Source organism: Dickeya sp. ws52 (genome assembly GCF_007210685.1).
Taxonomy (GTDB): Bacteria; Pseudomonadota; Gammaproteobacteria; order Enterobacterales; family Enterobacteriaceae; genus Dickeya; species Dickeya chrysanthemi.
Genome location: NZ_SZVX01000019.1, coordinates 64,265 through 88,286 on the forward strand (window position 1 = coordinate 64,265; position 24,022 = coordinate 88,286).

The window sequence follows — 24,022 nt, forward strand, 5'->3', positions numbered from 1 at the left end:
GCACCTCGAAACACCGCACGGCCGGCTTTCCTCTACATGAGGAAAAAATATTCAAACGCCAATATGGACGAACACAACTATGGACGAACACAACTTTTATACCTTTCTTGAAGATAAACATTTCATCGAGTTACAAGAGTTGCTCAAAACATCGGATGACATCCTTGACGTCATCACGCTAACGGAAAATCAGCACTCCCATATGCTGGCCTGGTGCCTGAATCCGAATGAAGGCCACGGTCAGCGAGACGCAATCATTAAAGATTTTCTGACCGCCGCCTATTACGCCAGCGCGGAGCATAAAGACAAGAATAAAGAATTCTTCCACCTCTGGACCCCTGGTTTAATCCATCAAGCCAGTTTTGGTTCACTGTTTGTCTGCCGGGAATTCAGCATTCTAGACGGTAACGGAAGCCGTCGACGCCTTGACCTGTTTTTGATCGACCCGCAAAACAAATTTATTGTCACGATAGAAAATAAAGCTGGCTCAACCCCCGATGTCGCCCAGCTTGACGACTATCACGCCGCAGTGAAAAACGCGCTGGCGCGCAATGACTGCTTTCATGGCTATAAATTCCTGTTCGTCGCCATCGACAAATGGTTTAATCAATCAGCCGATAACGATTTTGTCAGCCAGGCCAATCGCTGGGCATTTATGAACTACCAGTGGCTGGATAAGGCGGCACATCGCGCCCGCCTACAATCTGAAAACCATCATGCCGCGGTACAACTGCTGTTGTCGTACTGCCAGAAACAGACCGATTGGCAAAGCCCGGCCGAGCAAAAAATCTCCGAACTTTCCGCTACGCTGGCAATTCGCTATGCGCCGCTGGTGGAGTATTTTTACCAAAAAAGAAATTGCTCGCCTGCCCAATGGCGTGCAAGCCAATTTACCGGCATAGACGCCGAAATACTGCTGTTCCTGCAGCAGCATCGCCCGCTTTGCGACAAGCTGATCCAATCCCGCGGTATCGCCGGTGTGCTGGTTAATATGAAGAAAGCCCTGCCGGATTTGCAGGGTGATGACGGCTCGTACAGCAATAATCTGCAAATCAGCCGCACCTGGTTTAATTTTGTGACCAACACCATGCTGGAGATCAGCGCGGAAACGTACTGGCCTCTTTACGTGAACATTTACAGCGAAAAAAGCGAAAACAGCCGCCATCCTCGCTTCGGCTTGCGGGCGTTTTACGCTGAGGCTTACCTGAATGAAGCCTTCTCCGCTTCGCATTCCTCGTTCACCGATTTGCTCTATCAACACTTTCCTGAAGGAAGAACATCCCGGGCTTATGACTGGAAAACGCTCAGCCATCAATACGGGCTGAGTGCAGCGGAGGTGGTTGAGCAGGCGAAGAAGCTCGCACAAAAAATAGATGCGATTATTCAGCAGGGAAGTGAAACGGCATGACGGGACGGCGGCGCCTAACCGCCGCCGCACTACCAGCCAGGCTTGCGCGGATAAACTTGAGATACATCTCGCATTTGTGATTTATTTTTCATTTATTTCATACAAAAAGTGACAATAATCACAAATAATTACCGTATACCTGACCAGACTTGGGTCACCATGCCTTGAAACCGGGAAAGAGATCTCACCATGCAAGCACGCTTTCATGACGCATTTACGCAATTATCTGCGGCGTTACAAACCGCGCTGACGCCGATACTGGCGCGTGACGACTTCGCCGCGATGTTGACCGCCGACGAAGTCGACCGGCTCTGCGCTCAGAGCCAGCTCGACGCCGACGGTCTGGCCTTCGCACTGCTGCCGTTGGCAGCCGCTTGTGCACTGACGCCGGTTTCGGGTTTTCACGTCGGCGCGATAGCGCAAGGCGTCAGCGGTGCCTTTTACTGGGGCGCCAATATGGAATTCGACGGGCTCCCGCTGCAACAGACCGTCCACGCCGAGCAAAGCGCAATCAGCCATGCCTGGCTACGCCATGAATCGGCGTTACGGGCGGTAACGGTAAACTACACGCCTTGTGGTCACTGCCGCCAGTTCATGAACGAGCTTAACAGTGCGCCCGAATTGCGGATCTGCCTGCCGGGGCGCGCCCCTGCCCCGCTCGGCCACTACCTGCCGGATGCGTTTGGCCCCCGCGATTTAGCGATCGACACCCTGCTGATGGATAATATCGATAACGGATTAACACTAACGACGGATGATTCGCTGTGTCGGTTGGCGTTGGCTGCCGCCAACCGCAGCCACGCGCCATACAGCAAAGCGTTCAGCGGCATCGCGCTGGAAACCCGGCAAGGCCGCCGCTATACCGGTCGCTATGCGGAAAACGCCGCCTTCAACCCCAGCCTGCCGCCACTTCAGGCCGCCTTGAATCTGGTCAATCTGGCTGGCGATGCCTTCAGCGATATCCAGCGAGCGGTGTTGGTGGAATCAGGCCATGTTGCGCTCAGCCAGTGGAGTCTGGCGCAACCGTTACTGGCCTCATTCGGCGGTACGGCGCTCCAGCGCACGCTGGCATATTAATGTGTGATCCGCGCGGCTCGTTGCGGGCAGCGCATCCGGATTTGTGATGGGAAATTCACATTGTGTGAGTGCAAATATCGTTCGTTCTGCTGTTTTTTGTCGCTGGACGCCAGATATTATGTGACTTTCCCCACATATTTTTCATATGCAAGTCATCTGTAATTATTTTAATTAACAATCCCTGTACATATTTGCTGGGTACTTTAAGATCCGCGCTATCTGTCGCTTCTCGCTGGTTCTCCGAACCCATTTCAGCTACCCAAAGAGTCGAAAGTCATGGAATTGGAATACGAAAGTAAACGCCCACTCTACATCCCTTATGCCGGTCCTATCCTGCTCGAATTTCCCCTGCTGAACAAAGGCAGCGCCTTTACCGAGGCGGAGCGCGCTCAGTTCAACCTGCACGGCCTGCTGCCTGAAGCGGTAGAGACCATTGAAGAACAGGCGGAGCGCGCCTGGCGGCAGTATCAGGAATTCAAGAACGACATGGAAAAACACGTGTACCTGCGTAACATTCAGGACACCAACGAAACCCTGTTCTACCGTCTGCTGGAAAACCACCTGAGCGAAATGATGCCGATCATTTATACGCCGACGGTGGGCGCCGCCTGTGAACACTTCTCCGACATTTATCGTCGTGCCCGCGGCCTGTTTATCTCCTACCCTAACCGTGAGCATATCGACGATATGCTGCAAAACGCCACCAAACAAAACGTAAAAGTCATCGTGGTGACGGACGGCGAGCGTATTCTCGGTCTGGGCGACCAGGGTATCGGCGGCATGGGGATTCCGATCGGTAAACTGTCGCTGTACACCGCTTGCGGCGGCATCAGCCCGGCGTACACCCTGCCGGTGGTGCTGGATGTCGGCACCAACAACCCGCAACTGCTCAACGATCCGCTGTACATGGGCTGGCGTCACCCGCGTATTACCGGCGACGAATACTATGAGTTCGTCAACGAATTCATTCAGGCGGTGAAACGCCGCTGGCCGAACGTTCTGCTGCAGTTTGAAGATTTCGCGCAGAATAACGCCATGCCGTTGCTGAACCGCTACCGTGATGAAATTTGTAGCTTCAACGACGACATTCAAGGCACCGCCGCTGTAGCGCTGGGCAGCCTGATCGCCGCCAGCCGCGCGGCGGGCAGCCAGTTGCGTGACCAGACCGTCGCTTTCCTTGGCGCCGGTTCCGCCGGTTGCGGTATCGCCGAGCAGATCATCGCCCAGATGAAGTCTGAAGGACTGAGCGACGACGAAGCCCGTTCCCGCGTATTCATGGTGGACCGCTTTGGCCTGTTGACCGACAAACTGCCGAACCTGCTCGATTTCCAGAGCAAATTGGTGCAAAAAAGCGACAAACTGGCGCAATGGGAGATCACCAGCGATGCCATCTCTCTGATGGATGTGATGCACAACGCTAAACCGACTATCCTGATCGGCGTATCAGGTCAACCGGGTCTGTTCACGGAAGAAATCATCCGTGAAATGCACAGCCACTGCGCCCGCCCGATCGTGATGCCGCTGTCCAACCCGACCTCCCGCGTGGAAGCTCGCCCGGAAGATATCATCCGCTGGACGGATGGTGCGGCGCTGGTCGCAACCGGCAGCCCGTTCGCGCCGGTGCAGCACAAAGACAAGGTTTACCCGATCGCACAGTGCAACAACTCCTACATTTTCCCGGGTATTGGTCTGGGCGTGCTGGCTTGCGGTGCGAAGCGTATCACTGACGGCATGTTGATGGCATCCAGCCGTGCGCTGGCCGACTGCTCCCCGCTGGCCAACCAGGGCGAAGGCGCGCTGTTGCCGGATATCAGCACGATTCAGGATGTTTCCAAGCACATCGCACTGGAAGTGGCGAAAGCCGCACAGTTGCAAGGGGTGGCGGAAGTGACCTCCGAAGATACGTTGGTAAAAGCGATTGCCCACAACTTCTGGCAGCCGCAGTACCGTACTTACAAACGCACATCCTTCTGATTCGGCGTGTCGAATGCCCTGATATCAGCGTGATTTGCCTTCCAGACGCGGCTTTGGCCGCGTTTTTTTATTCCCTGCCCGCCTGACGCTCGTCATTCTCCCTCCTGGGGATTTCTGCCATAATGGCAACCTTATAGATACATCAATGTCATGCCTGTTCGACCTGCGTCACGATGCAGCGGGCACGCATGTGGAGCTGCCATGGATACTTCGGGTTTACTCTCTCTGGAACAGGCGCGCCATGCCATGCTGGCGCAAGTTTCTGCGCTCACCGATACAGAAACCGTTTCTATCTATCAGGCTGCCGGTCGCATCACGGCTACCGCAGTGACTTCCCCTATTAATGTCCCGCCATTCGATAATTCTGCGATGGATGGCTATGCCGTGCGGTGTCGCGAACTCACTGACCAACCGCTGCCTGTGGCCGGCAAAGCCTTTGCCGGCGCGCCGTTTGACGCCGACTGGCCGGCCGGCAGTTGTATCCGAATCATGACCGGCGCGCCGATTCCCGCCGGCGCCGATGCGGTGGTCATGCAGGAGGACACTGAAAGTGATGCCGACGGCAAGATCCGATTGACTCATGCCGTGAAGCCCGGCCAAAACATCCGCCGCATCGGTGAGGATATCCGCCAACAGGCGCAGGTGCTGCCGGCCGGTACCCGGCTGGGCGCCGCCGAATTACCGCTGCTGGCGTCACTCGGTATCGCCACCATACCGGTCGTGCGTCGCTTGCGGGTAGCGCTGTTTTCCACCGGCGACGAACTACAACCCGTCGGCGAACCGTTACGGGAAGGGCAAATTTACGATACCAACCGCTTTGCCGTACGCCTGATGTTGGAACAACTGGGCCATGACGTTATCGACCTCGGCATCGTGCGTGACGACCCGGCGGCGCTGCGTCAGGCGTTTCAGCAGGCTGATCAGGCTGCCGATGTGGTGATCAGCAGCGGCGGCGTATCCGTAGGCGAAGCGGATTACACCAAACAGATGCTGGAGGCGCTGGGCGATATCCGTTTCTGGAAACTGGCGATCAAACCCGGCAAGCCGTTTGCGTTTGGAAAACTAAGCCATGCCTGGTTCTGCGGGCTGCCCGGCAACCCGGTATCCGCCGCAGTGACTTTCTACCAGTTGGTTCAGCCCTTGCTGGCGCAGCTATCCGGCCATAGCAGTTGGTCATTACCGGCTCGCTTTCGGGTCAAGACGGCAACGCCGCTGAAAAAATCCCCCGGTCGGCTGGACTTCCAGCGCGGTATTCTGGCTCGTACCGATCAAGGCAGCCTGGAAGTTCGTACTACCGGGCATCAGGGTTCTCATGTGTTCAGTTCATTCAGTCAGGGCAACTGCTTTATCGTATTGGAAGCGGAACGCGGTCGTGTGGAAGCCGGCGAATGGGTAGACGTCGAACCCTTTAATTCACTATTGCAGAGCCACGTCTGATGTTGCCAGAACTCACTGATGAAGAAACCCTGCGCTATAACCGGCAAATCGTCCTGCGCGGGTTTGATTTTGATGCGCAGGAACGGTTGAAAGCGGCACAGGTACTGATTGTCGGGCTAGGCGGACTGGGTTGCGCCGCCTCGCAATATCTGGCGTCGGCCGGTGTCGGCCAACTGACGTTACTGGATTTTGACACTGTTTCATTGTCTAACCTGCAACGCCAGGTGCTGCATCGCGACGATCGCATCGGGATGCCGAAGGTGGAATCTGCCCGCCTGACTTTAGAGCACATTAACCCGCATGTTCGGATCACCCCGGTTCAGGATAATCTGGAAGACGATGCACTACGGGCATTAGTGGCGCAGCACGATGTCGTGGTGGACTGCACCGACAACGTATCAATACGTGATCGGCTCAACCACGTCTGTTTTATGCAAAAAATACCCCTGGTATCCGGCGCAGCTATCCGCATGGAAGGCCAAATCAGCGTCTTCACCTATCAACCCGAAGAACCCTGTTATCGCTGTCTTAGTCGATTATTTGGCGACAGTGCGCTCACCTGTGTGGAAGCCGGCGTCATGGCTCCGCTGGTCGGGGTGATCGGCTCATTGCAAGCGCTGGAAACCATCAAACTGCTGGCGCATTACGGCCAACCGCTGGCAGGTAAGTTACTGTTGTTTGATGCGATGACGATGCAATTTCGCGAAATGCGGTTATCGAAAAACCCAGGCTGCGACACCTGCGGACAAGCGACCTGACGCCACCCGGTTACCCGCGGCATGGAAGCCGCAGCAACCGGATAACGCCGCGTCTGATTGGCCAATCGACGCGCCATCATCAGGGGCATCCAGATCTGCGGCTGGAATTGATGTAAAATAACAGCGTCCAGTCAATTCACAAGGTCGCCGTATCATGACAGAAGCATTGCGCGTTGAAGAACGCATTCAGCGCTCCATCACCCGGGTCGCAAAGGTCGTTTTTCCCACCAATATCAACCACCATTCCACCCTGTTCGGCGGTACGGCATTGGCGTGGATGGATGAAATCTCTTTTATTACCGCCACTCGTTTTTGCCACAAACCGCTGGTCACCGTCTCCACCGAAAAAATCAATTTCAATACGCCGATCCCTTCAGGCACGATTGTTGAGTTGGTCGGGCAGGTCAGCCGCGTCGGGCGCACCAGTCTGACGGTGGATGTTTCGGTATATCTGGAGCAAATGTACGCCGAAGGCCGTACTCAAGTGATTACCGGGCAATTCAATTTCGTGGCCGTCAATGACGAAGGGCGCCCTGTTCCGCTATTCTGATAACGGTGCGCTCATGCTCCAGTGCTAACGTACAAGATTCCGTCAACGGTACTTTCAAGTCACCGTGATATCCTCAAATTCTTCCTTCGACGGGTGAAAATAATGATTTCCGTCTGCATGATAATGAAAAACGAAGCCAGGCATCTTGCCGGTACGCTAGCCTCCATTGCGGCTCATTTTGACGATATTATCGTTGTTGATACCGGTTCCGCTGATGACTCCAAAGCTATCGCCAGCCAATTCACCCGCCATGTTTATGACTTCACCTGGACAGCAGACTTTTCCGCCGCGCGCAATGTCTCGCTGAATTACGCTCGTTACGATTGGGTATTGGTGATCGATGCCGATGAAGAGATCGAATCGATTGATATTGGTGCGCTGCATACGTTGATAGCTGCACATCCACAGGCAATCGGGCGCGTAGAACGCATCAATTATCTCGATGAGGGCAGCGATACCACCACAGTTCGGGAATCGATCAATCGCTTATTTCGTAAAGATCACTATCACTATAGCGGCATTATTCATGAGCAGGTTACCCCTCTCGACCCCAGTATTGCGCCTGCCCCCTCGTTTATTGCGCCGATACGTCTGAATCATGTTGGGTATAAAAAAGAGATCCTACAGCAAACCGATAAGGTTGCCCGCAATATCACCTTGCTGCACCAAGCACTGGAAGCACAGGCGGATGATCCGTATCTATTATTTCAGTTGGGTAAAAGTTATTATCTGAAGCGTGATTACCCTATGGCTATTAATTATTTCCAACAGGCTTTACGCTTCGAAACCAACTTTGCGTACGAATACATGGAAGATCTGGTTGAAACGTACGGCTATGCGCTGATCAATCAGGGTGATTATGAGAAAGCGATGGATATCATCCAGTATGAGTCTTACTTCTCATCCACCGATTTTGTATTTTTGAAAGCAACGATTCTGATGAATAACGGCCAACTCCAGAATGCCGTTGATTTATTTGTTCAGTGTACAAAAATGCCAGTGGGAAATAAGGAAGGCGTTAACTCATATAAAGCCAATTATAATATTGGCGTTATTCTCGAGTGCGTCGGCATGAAACAGCAAGCGCTAGAATTTTATCAGAAATGCGGTCACTATACCCTGGCGCGCGACGGTATCCAACGCTTGGTGCATTAAAAGATCGCTCAGGCATCTTCTAACGTTTCCGGGAGATGCCCATTCACGCAGTGAGTCTACTGGGGGGATTATCTGAATTATTTAAGGTATATACCCGTCATACTTCAAGTTGCAGGTGCGTTGGCTTTCCTCGCTCCCCCTAGTCACTTACTTGAGTAAACTCCCAGGGATTCGCTGTGTCGCCGTCTTCCTGCAACTCGAATTATTTTGGGTATAGTTTATTCGTTTCATGCATAACATTTCCGTTGTCGTTGTTGCCATTATAATGGTTACCATCAGGTAACTTAGGTACTTATGGGTAATTCGTTGTTTATAAAAAAATAACACGATAATATGCCGACATCCCTGAACAGGGTTTATACCCATCATACTTTACGGTCTTTTTTATCTGTTCACTCACGAGGAAATACTATGAGCAAGATCGCTGTGGTTTACTATTCTGGTTATGGTCACACTAAACTGATTGCTGAACAGGTTGCAGAAAGCGCTCAGGCAAGCCTGATTGCCGTCGATAACAACGGTGATATCACCGACGCTGACTGGGAAACGCTGAACGCGGCAGACGGCATCATTTTCGGCGCCCCCACTTACATGGGCAATGTTCCGTGGCAATTCAAGAAATTCGCTGACGCCAGTTCCAAAATCTGGTTTACCCGCGGCTGGCAGGACAAGGTATTTGGCGGTTTCGTCAACAGCGCCAGCCTGAACGGCGACAAGCAAGTCACCCTGATTTATCTGCAAACGCTGGCGGCACAGCACGGCGGTATCTGGGTTAGCCTCGGCCAACTGCCGGCTAATGCTCTGGCTTCTACCCGCAACGATGCAAACAACCTCGGTGGTTCCGCCGGCGCGCTGATTCAATCGCCGTCAGACGCTGGTGCCGATGCAATTCCGGCAGGTGATTTGGAAACCGCTAAGCTGTATGGCGCACGCGTCGCTGAAATTACCCGTCGTCTGCACGGCTAATCGCGTCATCCTTCTGACCTGCACATGCCCGGTTCTCCGGGCATTTTTCTCTCTCTGCTTTATCCGAGACGATTGCCTGGGCGAGTCTGAATCCAAAACGCATGGATCAAACCCGGTACGTACCCCAGCAAGGTCAGCAACACATTCAGCAAAAATGCCCAGCCCAATCCTTTGCCCAATAACACGCCGAGTGGCGGCAGGATGATGGTAAACAAAATACGCCAGAAGCCCATAGGCAACCTCCATGACAGTCAAATTATCGGGTCGATACGCCAGCATAATCGATTGAATGTCAGTTTCTGATGACAGTGGGTAAGGTTTTTAATACCGATGAAAAAGCGGACTGAAAAATCAATCCGCCTACATGCTTAGGGTGATTGCTCAGAGATTATGGCTGTTGATAGGCCAGTTTGTAGTTACCCGCCGCCACGGTTTTAAACGTCACCTTATCGGGATACCAGCGGATTTCGACTTCGGCTTCGGTTTGTTTTTTCCAGGCTGATGCATAGTCCACATTAAGAGTAATAGAATCCACTAACACAGAATCATTGCCCGGTTCTGGTACATCCAGTACATAGGCGAATGCAATGCTATCAAGAGTAGTATTAAAAAGTTTACCCCACTCAAGTGAAGTCAAACTATTAATACTCGTAGATGTCATACCATTTGCCAGCAATATGGATGCACCAGCAGCATCCTCTGTAAGAGGAGCAATATTAATCCAGGCGTTACCGTTCCATACATACCAGCTCACTAAATCTCGGCTAACGGCTATCTTCATCACGCCATTACCACTCTTTGTCGAGGAAACATTAACATTATTGAACTTAGAGTATGCCCCTAATGACATCAACGACCGAGGTATAGCAATTTGGCTATAAGGCCAATATGTAGTTGAGACTGCAATTGGCTCTGCGGCTACGACTCGCACGGGTAACTTATTGCTCAACTCACTCTCAGATATTTTACCTGATGAATAAAAACCATAAGTATTGAAATCCAAACCAGTTGACGTAGATGAAACCAGGCTCAAAGTACCATTAGAAACAGAGTAATAATTCCCATCTGATGCCTTCAGCAAAGCTTTGGTTTTAGTCAAATCATTGAATAGGTTAAATATAGATATACAGGCATTCACATCAGGACTACTATTCACCGCGCTGATATAAATACGGTATTTGGAGTACCCTGCTGGTGTTGACAACTTAAATGTCTTAACTTCAGATGCACTAGTCCAGACAAGATTTTTTTGACTATCAATTGTTATCCATGTATCACCATCGTTTGAGCCTTGAACTTCAAAATCTGTAGGTTGTTGTTTATAGGCACCCGCTGGGTTACTTCTACCTGCCAATTGATAACCACTAACAATTTCCATTGAAGGTAAATCAATACGTAACCATGCAGGCAAATTATTAACCGCAGAAGCCCAATAGGATGATGATGGTCCACTTTTCTGTTGAAATGCCAAATAAGCATAGTCCCCAGGAAAAATACTGGACGAGGATACAGAATACCCATTAGGTACACTATTCGATGTCATTACTGGCACAACATTAGTTTTCTCAACAGTAGTAGAAATGGCGATGGAAATAGCTTTACCGTCAGCCCTAACTTCTTCAGAATAAGCCACCCCATCTGATAATAATGAATAGTTATTACCAATATAAGGATGCAAGCCGCCATTCCATAATAATGCTGAAGTTTGTTTGTAATGGGTACTTTTTGATTCATCAAACCGCTCCTGAATAGCGTTTTGATTTGTCAGTCCCGCTTCCTCCTTCAGTGCATAGGCATCGAAGCTGTAATCCATAGTACCGGTAACGCTGAACGGGAAGGTCAATACCTGATTCGCCATCATACCATTACGCGTTACCACCGTATAACCACGGCCACCATTGCTTCCACTGTTTCCGCCGCCGCTATTGCCACCTGTTGCACTGACAACCAGTTGGTTGCTGCCGGCATCATAATTCAGCGCAACACCCTGCTCAGCCGCCAGCGTCGAGACCAGCACTTTACGTACCGCGTCGGTGAAATCGGTAATTTGCGCGGCGGTATGGCTGTGGTTTGCCAAATCAGACTTATGCACCACATCGCTCAATCCCAGATTGGCGACAAACTGTGCTTTATCCGGAATATCCGCGCCATTGAGGGTTTTATCCATCATCCGGCTGACGGCATCGGTCAGCTCCGGCAGCGTTTTCACCACCACGCTCTGCCCGTTATTGTCCGTCAGCGTCACCTGGCCATGCTCGGTCAGCACCTGTTTCCACTGCGTCAGTTGGGATTGGTAGCCTGCCAGCATCGCGGCAATCTGCGCCACATAGGCCGCATGATCAAAGGTATCGTTACTGCCCAATACGGGAATTGCGTAACGGACATGATTCTCCGTACAACCACAGTATTCGCTGGCCAGTACCAGTTCGGTATCCGATACGACGGATGCAATTTCATAAATCCTGACACCGCAATCAGTAAAGATCAGCAACATGCCGCCGGCAATAACGCCATTATTCTTATTTGCCCAAAATGTATTATTCCCCAACACAATTTTACTGCCGGAAAATAAAGATAAACGACCAGACTTGTACCACATAATATTTCCTTTATTACACTAAACAGTCAGAACCGACCCGCGATAAATGCAGAACCGGACAGAATAAAAAGAATCAATCCGGGTAATTAACGGACGACATCAACTTCCAGTGTCATGCGGAATTTTTCGTATTCCACATCAAAGTCGTTATATTCAACAGTTTTATTCGGTTGTAATACTGCCAGCGCCGCCCGCACCTGTTCACGCAAGGCCCGCGCATCTGCTACCGTCTGGGCATAACAATCTGCACTGATAGTAATTCTTTGACCGGTCAATTGCTGAGAGGCGTTATAATTATTTTCCTGACTCAGTGAAAAAAGAATAAAAGGATGCTTCTGATGAGGGGCATGATAATCACAACAAGGTACAGCATAGGCATAAACACGGCCATGAGCCAGTTTACCCAGCAGTGGATAGATATCGTCTTCAGTCATTTCAGTCAGCCTTATTTAGATAATGAATAGAATCTATTTTCACCAGAGCAGTAAGAAAATAGGTTTATTTGAAAGCATCTTGCTTCGGTCATTATCATAAATGTATTGGGCACCACACTTCTCACGTTCACTGTTGTGTCATCAGCCAGTAAAAATAACGTCAGACTATTTATTATGATGATGGCAGGTTAAAACCAGAAAGAATCGATTCAGAAGGTGTGTTTACCACGCACAGTAACACTCGTGGCATAAAAGTGATGATTTCATGACGCCTCTGCCAGAAACGTTGTTTCTTAAATGTTAGGCTACGTCGTACACAAAGGGATAGGCGTAAATGAGCAATAAAAGGGCATTGAAGCTTGGAAAAGATGTGCGGTAGAAGGAGGTAAGTGGCGGAGAGAGGGTCTGATTTTTTAGTGTCCACTAGCGTCCAGCATCATTCATTTTTTTCATATAAAACAATATATTGTCATTAAATTATCGTTCAGCAACGTCTTGCTATTTCCTCGGCAATCAGTCATTTTATGCAGTACCGTATGCATGGCGGGTTGTATGACAGGATTATAATAATGCCGAAGAAAGCCAAAGAACTCTCAGGGCTTACCGTATCCAGATTAAAGACCGAAGGTTCTTATGCCGTTGGTGGTGTTGATGGTTTATATCTTCGAATCAGAGGTCAGTCCCGTTCGTGGATTCTTTGCGTGGCGATGGGAGTCAGAGTAAACGCACTCGGTAGAACAGTTCCAAAACGTTTGAATATGGGCCTTGGCCCCTACCCCGAAGTCTCATTAGCCGAGGCTCGTGACAAGGCGCGTGAACTTCGTAAACAAATCCGTAATGGCGTTAATCCACTACAGGAAAAACACGCTCAAAAAGCGCAGCAGTCAGAAATAGCGCGTAAACAAAAAACATTCTCGGAATGCTGTGATGATGTATTGGAAATCAAAGCCAGTGAGCTAAAGAACAAGAAGCATGTCGCTCAATGGCGTGCCACGCTGGAAACTTACGCTTATCCGGTTATTGGTCAGAAAGCGGTCAGTGAAATAACAAAAATGGATGTTTTAGCCATACTTGAACCGATATGGTTAACCAAAAATGAAACCGCAAGTCGGCTGCGCGGACGCATTGAAACCGTTCTCGACTATGCCAAGGCAAAAGAATACTTCGAGGGAGATAACCCTGCTGCATGGAAAGGAATGTTGAAACCTCTTCTTCCTTTACCGAGTAAAGTTCAAACCCAAAAGCACCATGCAGCACTACCTTATAGTGATATTGGGGCATTTATGAGCGAACTTCGTCAACGTCAAGGCATTTCAGCGCGTGCACTCGAATTCGCCATACTCACAGTGGCTCGTTCTGGCGAAATACGCGGTGCCGAATGGGATGAAATCGATCTGGCGGGGAAAACGTGGACCATTCCCGGCACACGGATGAAAGCAGGAAAAGAGCATCGTGTTCCCCTGTCTGATGCTGCGGTCGCTTTACTAAAAGATTTACCTCGATTCGCTGATAACAACTACATTTTCCCTGCCCCACGCGGTGGGCAAATGTCTGATACTGCTTTGCTGGCTGTGTTAAAGCGTATGAGGCATACAGGATTAACACAGCACGGCTTTCGTTCCACTTTTCGTGATTGGGCAGGTGAAACTACCTCACACCAACGCGAAGTTATCGAGCATGCATTAGCACATCAATTAGCAGATAAAGCAGAAGCGGCTTATCAGCGTGGAACCTTGTGGCCTAAACGTGTGGCCCTGATGGATGATTGGACGCGTTATTGCGCTAATTGAGTCGGATATTTAGCCGGAAGTTGTGGTTAAGCTTCAGATGAGCCAAAGAACAACGTTCGCACTGCCTACCTCCATAAGGCCAAACATCTTGAGCAACGTCGTCTGATGCTGCAATAGAGGGCTGATTTATCTGCAACGATATGGTTAGGCCGTTTTAGTTTGGGCAGAAGGGATAAATAATCTGATGCCAAGGATGACTTGATTTTGTTAAATATTGGGGCGTATTATACATCTATAAAATAGTAATAGCCGTTCAAGAAATTTAATTGGGAATATTATGTCAAAAAAAAACTTGAGAAAAAGAAAAAATAATAGTGAATATGGAGAATGCAAGCTCACTAGAAAACATGGTAAGTATATAGACTCCCATATATTACCGAGATCTATAACCATTCTTAGCCGAAATGGAGAAAGGGCAATAGAAGCAGGAATAGACATTCCCACAAAAAAGAAATTTCAAGGATGGTATGATAATGAACTTGTAATTGCTGAAGGAGAGAAATATCTTACCGAACTTGATACCAAAGGAATTAAAGAGCTAAGAAAAAATAAATTAATATGGAGCGGTTGGCCAACATCGATGACCACATTAGATGATTCGGAGACATTCCTAGATGAGAGATCAGGAATAGGATACAGGGTTATTAACAACATCGATCATAAATTAATAAAATTGTTTTTTATGAGCTTATTGTGGAGAGCTAGCGCGTCTGAAAGATATGAGATGAAAGACGTAAAATTACCACAAGAAAAAATTGAAACCCTAAGAAATTCAATTATTAATCATGATGATCTAAATCTTATAGATTTCCCTATTATATTTGATCAAATAATAACAAAGGGCATAGTTCATAATAGAACTCCAATAATGGAGGAAATAGGCATCCCATTTCATGACGGCTCAGAAAAAAAATATAAATCTTGTAGGTTTTATTTTGACGGACTAATTACACGCATTATATTAAATCCTGATAGTGAAATTATTGAAAATTTAGGCCCTTTGATTTTAGGAAATAAAAATAAACTCTTACTAACAATCCACACCTTTGACTCATCGAGAGCAAAAGAAGATTTACAACATGTCATAAAAAATGCATGATCTCAGAAAAATCCGTAGCGGTTAATAGTAACTCTACAATGAAAAATCACAAACCCACAGGGCTTATATACGGTGTATTTGCCTTAAACATGAGAATGATAAAAAATTTTGTCAGATGTCGTGGACATTCCTATAACTGGGTAGAGATTACCGCAGAAAAAGTGAAGAACTATCAATGGTCCTCAACGTGTTATCTGTGTGAGGTTTTCGACGGTGTATCGTCAACAGATGACGGGAATATCATTAAATCCTAAGTCGGATGTCAGGGTAGAAAGCTTGTCATATCGGATATTGATATAGCCATTAACCACCTCCCCCATTTGCTTTATCTGTTCACCCACGGCTTTGGCAACAACAGTTTCTTGTTCATTTTTCATATCCTGAAATTTCATAAAAGTCACTGTTGTTCCAACACCCAGCACCAAAATGAGTTCTAACAATGAGAACCCCTTCTTATTTTGTTTTTTCATTTTCATCGTCCTTTTTTATTTTCACGTACTATTCAATTAACAAAAATGAAAAAGTGGTCAAGAGCGGGAAATGTAAATCCATAAAAACGAATAATAAGGCATCAAACACATTGATAGTCTCTGCATTATTTTATCGTTTATAGTATGATGTGTATGACGTTCAACATTCAGGATAAATGATAATGAGTGAAGCCCTAAAAATATTAAATAACATTCGCACTCTTCGCGCTCAGGCCCGTGAAACCAATTTGGCAACACTGGAAGAAATGCTGGAAAAGCTGACCGCCATTGTTGAAGACCGGCGTGAAGAAGAAGCGAGTGCACAACAACAAAACGCAGAGCGTCAGGCTAAAATCGAAGCCTTACGCGCCAGACTGCTGGAAGATGGTATTGATCCGTCTGAACTGCTCGACGCAGGTGTTACCAGCAAAACAGCAAAAGCCAAACGCACTCCCCGTCCTGCTAAATACAAATATACCGACGAAAACGGCAACGAACAGGCGTGGACAGGTCAGGGACGGACGCCTAAAGCTATCGCCGCAGCGCTGGAAAGTGGTAAAACGCTGGAAGACTTTGCTATCTGATAAAGAAACGCAGCATCCACGAAAACGAATCCGCTAGTCTATAGTTAGCGGATTTATTATATTACGCGAAGAGATTGTTATATGGATGATTACATTTACCGCATCGATACCGCTGTAAAACTTAAAAAAATACAGGATAGCTTATTTCGCGCTAAAAGATGGGAAAACAGAAATGGGATAGACTATCCCCATAAGCTTCTAAAAGACCGCTACGCAGAACTCGCGCCAGCCGAGGGGGTTTACTTAATGTGCTTCTATTCAAGCCAGCAAAAAGCCGAAATATCATTGAAAAATGATTTCTCCTATTTCGGGGATTGTCAGATTTCACGTTGTCGTAAAAAAGCTGTATTAGATGCTGGTTTTAGCGAAAGTTGGGATGATGGTTTTCCTGTTGGAGAGGCTTATTTATTTTGGTGTCAGGAAGTACTGAACCAAAGTAACACTAAATTCTCATCCACAGGTATTTCTTTAGAGCACATAGAAACAATGAGACAGGGAGAATGGATATCACTAATCGATTACCTAAAAAATAATTCGCCCTCTGTTAATACAACATTGGAATCATTTTCACCACCCAAAGATATATCAGGGATTCAAAGCAAAAAAGCATGGTGGAAATTTTGGTCATGAAAAATCAGAAGTATCTATCTTCAGGAAACGGAACGTGATGAACTCGTGTACAGGATATTCATTTCCAACGGGGAGAAGACCGCTGATATATTCCTTCAAACTATCTCGGCAATGCTCTGGTATATCCGAATCGGTTAAAGCCTTTAGATTTTTAAGTTCAATCAATCGGATTATTTTTCCATAATCAATGATAACGAATTTTGCCTCTCTCAAATAGACCAATATTTCTATAATAGTGAACAACAATCTACAACCTCTACCGTGCCAAATATAATCACGTTCAATTGATGGTAATTGTTCAAAAATCATCCCATATATATCTTCAGGTGTTCCTGTAGAGAATACTTTTTTAGAATACATATTTTCCTTATTTTTATTTTATCAGAATTTACTACCGCGCCCTCTAGGGCTTGCTCAACAGCTCACCGACCTAAAAGCAAGTTTTAGGTCGGTTCACCGTTCGGATGTGAAAAAAATAATTAACATTTGGATTTATTTATAACATTTTCGATATAGACTTGGCCCTGTGCTCTATACCATTCAATATCACGCTCAGATAGATTAGATATGTTAAGCAGAACCCCAAAGACTAATTCTTTATCTACATAACCAATATCACATCCTAAGACTTTGGCAACCTCTGCACCGAAAATAATTTTCTGGCGGGTGTTTTCTTTTTTCGTTTGCTGTTTCTTTTTAGCTTCCAAGAAGTATAAGCGCTCCTGTGCTGAAGCAATTTGTTGTTTGATATCTTTTCTGGTCATTTATGCTCTCCCCAATGTTTTTTCTTGTTGACATAAGGAACATCCGCATAATCATAACCATTACCAATTCTTTTCTTGATTGACTTAATCTTCAATTTAAATTGTTGATTTATCTGGTGCTGCTTTGCTTTTTCCCTTATCTGGTTTACTATTTTCTCTGCTTCTAAATAAGCTTGTTCTGTATCGGTATAGATACCATCATCTAAAAGTCGCTTGGCTTCCCAATCAATGGCTTCATCGTTATTTTTATACATTAAACCTCCTTGTGTTTTTTATATATTATCACTTACCACATTTTTGATAATTATCAATACAATTTGAGTGCCACTATTAAAATAATTAGCTAATAATGAAATACCAAACCCACAATAGCACTTAATAATCACTAGCACCATTTCATTCGGCATTCAGATTTCAAAGCTATTCCACTTCACACCCTGTGTTGATTTATTTTCATTAAAGAGAGAGATTAGAATGTTCTCTAACATTAAAAAATCATATTAAAATATTAAATTAAAAAAACATTAACAACCGCCACCACAATATTTATGGCTTATATGGTAGCGGTGCCATTTAAACATCATGTAAATTTTTAATTAATATTTTTCAATCTATTTAATTGGTTATTTGTCTCTGGCAATATTTCTGTAATGAATTTATAGCTCCCAATGTTAGGATCAATGTTTTTCAGACATCCATTTATTTTATTTACTTCTGAATCAAAAGCGGCTTCATTTTTACTATCATTGCCACCTTGAGTTATAATGTTGTCTGTGATTTCTAATAAATCCGCAGACGCTGTCACACCACATTTTATCTCCTGAACCAAATTTTTTGCCATTTTCAACTCTAATGCATAAAAACTTGTTGGAATACCCAGTGCAAAGAATATAATCAAAATTAGTCTCCTAGCACCTAACAACTCGAATATGTAGCTTATCATTTTTAGCTCCAGCAATGCTATAATCACCTTACTTTATCGGACGTATTATTATTATCATTACTAAATTTAAGAAAATTTACATCTCTTGATAAATTTATATGGAATACAGCGGTTACATATTTTTCACAAAAAGCTGTTTACGAAGAGTAGCAACACCACCCGACAATGATCACTAACTGTTATGTCTAATACTCACCGCGTTACTTAATTTCTCTCATCAGTGCTTTTCATTTCACCTGTTAAATTTTAAATCTCATTTCCATAGTTAACCTGTGAATTGTACAACAGGGAAAACCACCGATAAACTTACCTATTTTCTTGTTTTAGAGCTTTCCCGCCTTACGGCGGGATAAATTAACACTCTTTTTGTCCTTCGGACGCTATCTAAAACCCATCGTTATAATATTGAGGGAATACTTCGCCCGTTTATCCAGATTGCGCCGCTTAATTCGGCGTTTTGTTTTACAGATACTCATATATTTCGTATTAATTAAGTAGGGAGGCTTTTACATTGTCTCTATTTTTAATAAGACAATGCCCACTTATACACTCACTTCGTGAGCGTGTGGGCCCTACCGGGGGTTGCCTGCCGCAGGCTAACACCGTTTCCTTCGGAAACAAAGTCAACGTCAACCCCGAAGTTTTTCTTGCGAAAAACTAACGGCAGCATAGTTATCGTTGATTTTTATATTTTGGTTTTATTTTATATTGAGGTCTTTTATTATATGGCGATATTTCATCTGGAGTTTAAAATTGTGAAACGTTCTGAGGGTATGTCTTCCTGCAGGAAGGCAGCTTATCATGCACGTTGCAGAATAACAGATGATCGCACTGGCAATACTTATGATTTCAGCCACAGAACAGATTTATTCCATCATCTTATATTAACACCTGTTTCAGCACCTGCTCATATTGTTGAAAGCTCAACAGCATTGTGGAATGAAGTTGAAAGGGTTGAACGTCAGAAAGACGGTCAAACAGCCCGTTATTTTGATGTGGCTATTCCCTGTGAACTGAATAATGAAGACAAGATAAAACTGGTTGTTGAATACTGCCAGAAGAATTTCGTTGATAAAGGAATGATTGCCGATATCGCCTTCCACGATTTGGATGGCAATAATCCCCATGCACATGTGATGTTGACATTAAAACCGATCACCGCTGATGGCTTTGGTAAAAAAGAAAGAAGCTGGAACGACAAGAAAAACGTAATCCTGTGGCGTGAAGCGTGGTCTGCTCTTGCCAATCGCTATCTTGAAGCATCAGGCGTGTCAGAACGTATTGATCATCGTTCTATTGAGGTTCAACATAATGAAGCACTCGAACATGCTGCTATTACCTTGGATGCAGAAGAAAAAGCGCTATGGCTTGCCAAAGCAACAGCAACCAGCCGCCCGGCAATGCAACGTGTTCATCGTGCCAAGTGGAACAGTCGAAGCGTTCAGGAAAAACGTGCTGCTGAACAGGCTGTTCGTGATGAGATGAAACAGGAAGCACAGGCTACATACAACACCTTCAAAGATTTGGATCTTCAGATCGTTGTTGACCTCAGAAGCTTTACCGTATCGCAGCTTCCTGAACCTGTTGAAATCGTCTTAACCGATACGGGTTCGCAGTCGTCATCATCAGAAGACCAAAAGCCTGTTCTGGTTGCCCCTGCACCTCATACACGCACCAAATTGAAAACCCTATCCTCTTCAACTGCAGGAGCGGTCAAACGCGCTCCTGTTAAAAGCAAGAGGAAGCAGGTTAAACCCCGTCAAGATGGTATTTTTAAACGTTTCACTTTGCTGGTGGTGGAATATATAAAAGAGAAATTCGTCTGGGCTAAGAAGAAACCAGCCCCTGTTTCCATTGATGCTGACCACGATAAGCGTATTGCCGAAAACTACGTGTTTGATGAGGTACAAGGCATCTATGTGCCACGAGTTGAGCACGAAAGGCGTACCAGATTTAACAGTGAAACTTATAGTCCAACACCTGATGAGATCAGGCGTTTTCCAAGTCGTGCAACCAAAGACGAAGTACCGGACGCAGATTTTAACCACACACCAACTCTTCGTACGGACAATAAAAATGCCTTACCAAAGCTAAAGCTATCTCGATTTGATAGAGGCTGATTCCAATTATTTTTCGAACATCATTTTGGATTACATTGACTTTTTATCATGAACGCGCGTATATTTTTATAAAACATACGGTTAATAATCCATATCACGATGTCTATACATCGACAATAATTAATAATCAGGACAGCATGAGAATGGGAAAAAGTCTATATCCAAAAACATTCCTTCACTTTACAAAAAAAATAAATGCATTAGAGTCAATACTTATTGATGGCTTCTTCAAACCATCTTATGCGAGAGAACGCATATACGGCAGAAAGGGATTGATTCGATACTTTGGAATACCAATGGTATCATTCTGTAATATAAGACTTTCTCTGCTATCAGAGCATACTAAAAAATATGGTTGCTATGGTATCGGTCTAACGCAGGAGTGGGCAGCGAAAAACAATCTAAATCCAGTCCTATATATGAGTAAAAACTCCGATACTTTCGAATTATTGGATGAACAATTAAGAATCATAATAAAAGGGATTGATAAAAATGAACAAACTGTTGAAACTTTCACTAAGATGAAGAACTACATCTCACTTGTAAATATATTACGTTATATGAAAAACCACACTGGCCCATTAAGAAGAAATAACAAAAAGACCGTTGAGTATTGTTTTGCAGATGAAATGGAATGGCGCTACGTCCCTTCAATAAATGAAAAAGGAATTATCCCAATAGCTCTTCTGAAAAACATAAAAGATTCAATATCTAAGCAAGAATACAATGATAAAGTAGAACATATTCATCTCGAATTCGGAATCGATGACATACGATACATTATTTTGAAAGATAAAAGCCAATTAAATCCCTTCATCAAAAGATTAAAGAAAAGGAAATATTCGATAAATGATGAACTCGTAAGTAAAATATTTTTTTCGAACCAAATAAGTGAAGATTTATGAACAATTGAATCACTTGCGGTGTGTTTTTAACAGGACAATGGAAGCACACCGCAGTGAATACATAAAAACCGAAAAACACCAGAATTGAATGATCAGTTATCGGTGTATCTTTTTTCAATACTATCTCTATATCGCTGTTGTTCAACAATACTCAGGCTTGGATCAGACAGAACACTCCGCCCTTTCACAGCAATATCGTAGTCAATTTGTGATTGCATCTCATATTCTTTCGTCAGATTAACATAATCTGATTGTGATGCAGATGACGGCGCAGAATAACCAGAATATGTTTTACTCCCAGCACAACCGAGGTTAGCCAGTAGACAGGCGAACAAGAAGCACAACGTCCATACCACATTCAATCCATTAAGCGTGTATCCGCTGCCATTCACATTTGAAAACACGCTATGAAATCTGACGGCATAGACAATCAGGAATGATGAGAGGATAACAGCCCGACTTTTACCTACAGTCAAATGCTTACGTATAAATTTTATCGTTGGCACCAGTGTGACCATAAACAGCCCGATAGCAGCTAACATCAGCCATAACGGGAACAGTCCGTATTTTTGCGTGGTGTTCTGCGATAGCGTCACTGCAGATATGACTAAGAAGGCGTTCAGCAGAAACAGTCTAAGGGCCAGCGATACCTTAACTTTCTTATCTACTGTCCTGAGAAACAGCACAGGAGCCAGTGATGGTATGTTCACCAGCAGAGCAATCAAAAACATCCAGATAGTGTTCATAGCGTCTTTTCCTGAAATTACTGTGCTGACCAGCCGTTATTGGTTTTCACCAGAACAATTTTGGCTTCTTCGGGTGTAGCCATCCCCTTGACGCCAGAAAAGGCTTTCTTATCTACCCAGCCCGGTACACCATCCAGTTTCCACGTATAGGTCACTTGCGTCATTTTAACGCCATTACCTTCGCTGGGTTCGGTCCAGCTTTTAACCTCAGCAACAACACGATGCCCAACACAGGCACCGTCTTTGCGATTCCAGAACTCAACCTCCTGACCTTTATCGGTAACTTCCAGAACATCAACGCTGTTAAACCCGTTAGATTCTTGCGAAACCTTTAACAGCCCCTGTTCAACAAGTCCTTTAAGGATTTCATCACTGGCACTGTATTCGGCATAGCGGAAACCACGGTTCACCCGTCTGGGGAAGCCTTTATTGAATACAACATCATTGTCTTTTAGTGAGTAGCACACTTTGGACTGTGATATTTTTGCGTTGATAGCCTTCTCAAAGTCACCTTTCTCACCACATCCCGCCAGAACCAGTGCCGTGCCAGCAACGAGCAAAATCTTCTTCATCTGCTTATCCATCCTGATAATCAAAAACGCTGTCATTTAAGGGAGGCGACTGTTTACCGGTATCCGTTACAGCTTGTTCCGACAGATACATAAGAGCACAGCCACCTCATTAACCAATTGATAGCTTTCAATTATTTCCGCTGGCCGTCATATCGTTTGTAACGATCAAAACTGAAATAATGATAGATATTAACTATCATTATTTTTATATCGATCGATTTAAACAATTAAAATACCGATCGATAAATCTATTTTAATCGTTATTATCTATCAATATGTAATTATCGATCTGATATACCGATCATTTTACTTGCCATACCTGACGCTGATAGATAGAGTTAACCAGAGGCTCATAAAACGATTTGCCACGTACTTCTGGCTCAGTAAAGGCCAAAACGCACTACAGGCTGTTTTATGGGGCAAGAATGGCTGTTATGCACATCAGGGAAACTACGCAGACAAGATTTCATATGGAATAACGTGATAATCACTTAATTTACCCGATTACTCGTTCACCTAATGCTTTTCCATTTTCTGTGGAGGCATATGTTCGCCAGTAATCAATGAAACAGGCTTGTGTTGGTCTACGACCAACACGATTTTTAATCTCCTTCACACTACTTTTTTATTGTTATGTTTTATCGGAGTTAATATGAAAAAACTGCTTATTGCGGCACTGGTGATCCTGCATCTTTCCGCCTGTACGACTTATGGTAATAAATCCCTGAAAAACGAAACCCAACAGACCGTTAAAACCAAAATCGTTAAAGGGAAAACTACGCAGCAAGAAATCTTGGCTGCATTCGGTGAGCCTCAAACACGCGCCAGCAATGATGGTCAGGAGATGTGGTCTTACTCCAGTATGTCAGGCGAGAGCCAGATATCGAACTACGTTCCCGGTCTGGCCCTGCTGAAGAACAGCAACACCGCTCATATGAACTCTCTCGATATCTGGTTTAAAGGGAATGTTGTTGACCGATATAATTTCAGCCAGACAGCAAGTAAGGTTTCGCGTGGGTTGTTGGATTAGTAATATACTCC

General features: G+C 45.5%; 24 protein-coding genes and 2 pseudogenes. 16 read left to right on the plus strand and 10 right to left on the minus strand.

Annotated features, from left to right (window positions below; translation table 11 throughout):
- The first annotated feature begins 79 nt into the window (after positions 1-79).
- The 8 genes from FDP13_RS17120 to FDP13_RS17160 all read left to right on the plus strand — a co-directional run bounded on the left by FDP13_RS17120 (position 80) and on the right by FDP13_RS17160 (position 9,325).
- Positions 80-1,408 carry a PD-(D/E)XK nuclease family protein gene (locus FDP13_RS17120; RefSeq protein WP_143839976.1) on the plus strand — a complete coding sequence of 443 codons (1,329 nt, stop codon included), beginning with the start codon at positions 80-82 and terminating at the stop codon, positions 1,406-1,408.
- Positions 1,409-1,597: 189 nt separating this feature from the next.
- Positions 1,598-2,485, plus strand: a complete 888-nt coding sequence (gene cdd, locus FDP13_RS17125) for a cytidine deaminase (RefSeq protein WP_143839977.1) — start codon at positions 1,598-1,600, stop codon at positions 2,483-2,485.
- A 276-nt stretch (positions 2,486-2,761) separates the two neighbouring features.
- On the plus strand, positions 2,762-4,459 hold the full coding sequence (locus FDP13_RS17130; RefSeq protein WP_143839978.1) for an NAD-dependent malic enzyme: 1,698 nt from the start codon (positions 2,762-2,764) through the stop codon (positions 4,457-4,459).
- Between the two features lie 201 nt (positions 4,460-4,660).
- Positions 4,661-5,896 carry a molybdopterin molybdotransferase MoeA gene (gene moeA, locus FDP13_RS17135; RefSeq protein ID WP_012770249.1) on the plus strand — a complete coding sequence of 412 codons (1,236 nt, stop codon included), beginning with the start codon at positions 4,661-4,663 and terminating at the stop codon, positions 5,894-5,896.
- A complete protein-coding gene (moeB, locus tag FDP13_RS17140; protein WP_012770250.1) occupies positions 5,896-6,654 on the plus strand; it encodes a molybdopterin-synthase adenylyltransferase MoeB in 759 nt (252 codons plus the stop codon). The genes moeA and moeB overlap by 1 nt, the downstream gene beginning before the upstream one ends.
- Before the next feature lie 154 nt (positions 6,655-6,808).
- The gene (locus tag FDP13_RS17145) at positions 6,809-7,204 is read left to right on the plus strand and encodes an acyl-CoA thioesterase (protein WP_143839979.1); all 396 of its coding nucleotides are present in this window, start codon (positions 6,809-6,811) and stop codon (positions 7,202-7,204) included.
- A gap of 102 nt (positions 7,205-7,306) precedes the next feature.
- The gene (locus FDP13_RS17150) at positions 7,307-8,359 is read left to right on the plus strand and encodes a glycosyltransferase family 2 protein (protein ID WP_143839980.1); all 1,053 of its coding nucleotides are present in this window, start codon (positions 7,307-7,309) and stop codon (positions 8,357-8,359) included.
- A 411-nt stretch (positions 8,360-8,770) separates the two neighbouring features.
- The gene (locus tag FDP13_RS17160; protein WP_012770253.1) at positions 8,771-9,325 is read left to right on the plus strand and encodes a flavodoxin family protein; all 555 of its coding nucleotides are present in this window, start codon (positions 8,771-8,773) and stop codon (positions 9,323-9,325) included.
- 59 nt (positions 9,326-9,384) lie between these two features.
- Here FDP13_RS17160 and FDP13_RS17165 read toward each other — a convergent pair whose 3' ends face one another.
- The 3 genes from FDP13_RS17165 to FDP13_RS17175 all read right to left on the minus strand — a co-directional run bounded on the left by FDP13_RS17165 (position 9,385) and on the right by FDP13_RS17175 (position 12,358).
- Positions 9,385-9,558: a YqaE/Pmp3 family membrane protein gene (locus FDP13_RS17165; protein WP_012770254.1), complete on the minus strand. Its 174-nt coding sequence runs from the start codon at positions 9,556-9,558 to the stop codon at positions 9,385-9,387.
- A gap of 155 nt (positions 9,559-9,713) precedes the next feature.
- The gene (locus FDP13_RS17170; RefSeq protein WP_143839981.1) at positions 9,714-11,924 is read right to left on the minus strand and encodes a discoidin domain-containing protein; all 2,211 of its coding nucleotides are present in this window, start codon (positions 11,922-11,924) and stop codon (positions 9,714-9,716) included.
- An 86-nt stretch (positions 11,925-12,010) separates the two neighbouring features.
- Entirely contained in the window at positions 12,011-12,358 is a 348-nt protein-coding gene (locus FDP13_RS17175) for a DUF3168 domain-containing protein (protein WP_143839982.1), read from the minus strand.
- A gap of 569 nt (positions 12,359-12,927) precedes the next feature.
- Between FDP13_RS17175 and FDP13_RS17180 the strand changes: the two genes are divergently transcribed.
- The 3 genes and pseudogenes from FDP13_RS17180 to FDP13_RS17185 all read left to right on the plus strand — a co-directional run bounded on the left by FDP13_RS17180 (position 12,928) and on the right by FDP13_RS17185 (position 15,247).
- Complete coding sequence (locus FDP13_RS17180) at positions 12,928-14,148, plus strand: site-specific integrase (RefSeq protein WP_143839983.1); 1,221 nt, start codon at positions 12,928-12,930, stop codon at positions 14,146-14,148.
- Positions 14,132-14,262: pseudogene (locus FDP13_RS22005) on the plus strand (integrase); the annotation flags it as partial. The gene FDP13_RS17180 and the pseudogene FDP13_RS22005, both read left to right, overlap by 17 nt.
- A 163-nt stretch (positions 14,263-14,425) precedes the next feature.
- The gene (locus FDP13_RS17185) at positions 14,426-15,247 is read left to right on the plus strand and encodes a hypothetical protein (protein WP_143839984.1); all 822 of its coding nucleotides are present in this window, start codon (positions 14,426-14,428) and stop codon (positions 15,245-15,247) included.
- 257 nt (positions 15,248-15,504) lie between these two features.
- Here FDP13_RS17185 and FDP13_RS17195 read toward each other — a convergent pair.
- A pseudogene (locus FDP13_RS17195) lies at positions 15,505-15,717 on the minus strand (type II secretion system protein); the annotation flags it as partial.
- A 182-nt stretch (positions 15,718-15,899) separates the two neighbouring features.
- Here FDP13_RS17195 and FDP13_RS17200 point away from each other — a divergent pair.
- The gene (locus tag FDP13_RS17200; RefSeq protein ID WP_143839985.1) at positions 15,900-16,301 is read left to right on the plus strand and encodes an H-NS family nucleoid-associated regulatory protein; all 402 of its coding nucleotides are present in this window, start codon (positions 15,900-15,902) and stop codon (positions 16,299-16,301) included.
- An 81-nt stretch (positions 16,302-16,382) separates the two neighbouring features.
- Positions 16,383-16,931 (plus strand): hypothetical protein, encoded by a 549-nt coding sequence (locus FDP13_RS17205; RefSeq protein ID WP_143839986.1) that lies wholly within the window; start codon positions 16,383-16,385, stop codon positions 16,929-16,931.
- Here the strand turns inward: FDP13_RS17205 and FDP13_RS17210 are convergent.
- From FDP13_RS17210 to FDP13_RS17225, 4 genes are all read right to left on the minus strand, one after another.
- A complete protein-coding gene (locus FDP13_RS17210; RefSeq protein WP_234424425.1) occupies positions 16,926-17,291 on the minus strand; it encodes a hypothetical protein in 366 nt (121 codons plus the stop codon). The two genes, FDP13_RS17205 and FDP13_RS17210, sit on opposite strands and share 6 nt — an antisense overlap.
- A 119-nt stretch (positions 17,292-17,410) precedes the next feature.
- Positions 17,411-17,695 (minus strand): conjugal transfer protein TraD, encoded by a 285-nt coding sequence (locus FDP13_RS17215; RefSeq protein WP_143839987.1) that lies wholly within the window; start codon positions 17,693-17,695, stop codon positions 17,411-17,413.
- Positions 17,692-17,949, minus strand: coding sequence for a hypothetical protein (locus FDP13_RS17220; protein WP_143839988.1), 258 nt, complete (start codon positions 17,947-17,949; stop codon positions 17,692-17,694). Before FDP13_RS17220 ends, FDP13_RS17215 begins: the two co-directional genes overlap by 4 nt.
- Positions 17,950-18,287: 338 nt before the next feature.
- Complete coding sequence (locus FDP13_RS17225) at positions 18,288-18,638, minus strand: hypothetical protein (RefSeq protein ID WP_143839989.1); 351 nt, start codon at positions 18,636-18,638, stop codon at positions 18,288-18,290.
- Positions 18,639-19,363: 725 nt separating this feature from the next.
- On the opposite strand from FDP13_RS17225, the gene mobQ reads away from it, so the two are divergent.
- Entirely contained in the window at positions 19,364-20,758 is a 1,395-nt protein-coding gene (gene mobQ / locus FDP13_RS17230) for a MobQ family relaxase (protein WP_143839990.1), read from the plus strand.
- A gap of 137 nt (positions 20,759-20,895) precedes the next feature.
- Positions 20,896-21,663: an abortive infection system antitoxin AbiGi family protein gene (locus FDP13_RS17235; protein WP_143839991.1), complete on the plus strand. Its 768-nt coding sequence runs from the start codon at positions 20,896-20,898 to the stop codon at positions 21,661-21,663.
- 92 nt (positions 21,664-21,755) lie between these two features.
- Here the strand turns inward: FDP13_RS17235 and FDP13_RS17240 are convergent, their stop codons facing one another.
- Both FDP13_RS17240 and FDP13_RS17245 read right to left on the minus strand, forming a co-directional pair.
- Positions 21,756-22,409 carry a hypothetical protein gene (locus FDP13_RS17240; protein WP_143839992.1) on the minus strand — a complete coding sequence of 218 codons (654 nt, stop codon included), beginning with the start codon at positions 22,407-22,409 and terminating at the stop codon, positions 21,756-21,758.
- Positions 22,410-22,426: 17 nt separating this feature from the next.
- Complete coding sequence (locus FDP13_RS17245) at positions 22,427-22,981, minus strand: membrane lipoprotein lipid attachment site-containing protein (protein WP_143839993.1); 555 nt, start codon at positions 22,979-22,981, stop codon at positions 22,427-22,429.
- A 652-nt stretch (positions 22,982-23,633) separates the two neighbouring features.
- Here FDP13_RS17245 and FDP13_RS17255 point away from each other — a divergent pair.
- Positions 23,634-24,011: a hypothetical protein gene (locus FDP13_RS17255; RefSeq protein WP_143839994.1), complete on the plus strand. Its 378-nt coding sequence runs from the start codon at positions 23,634-23,636 to the stop codon at positions 24,009-24,011.
- Positions 24,012-24,022: the final 11 nt, after the last annotated feature.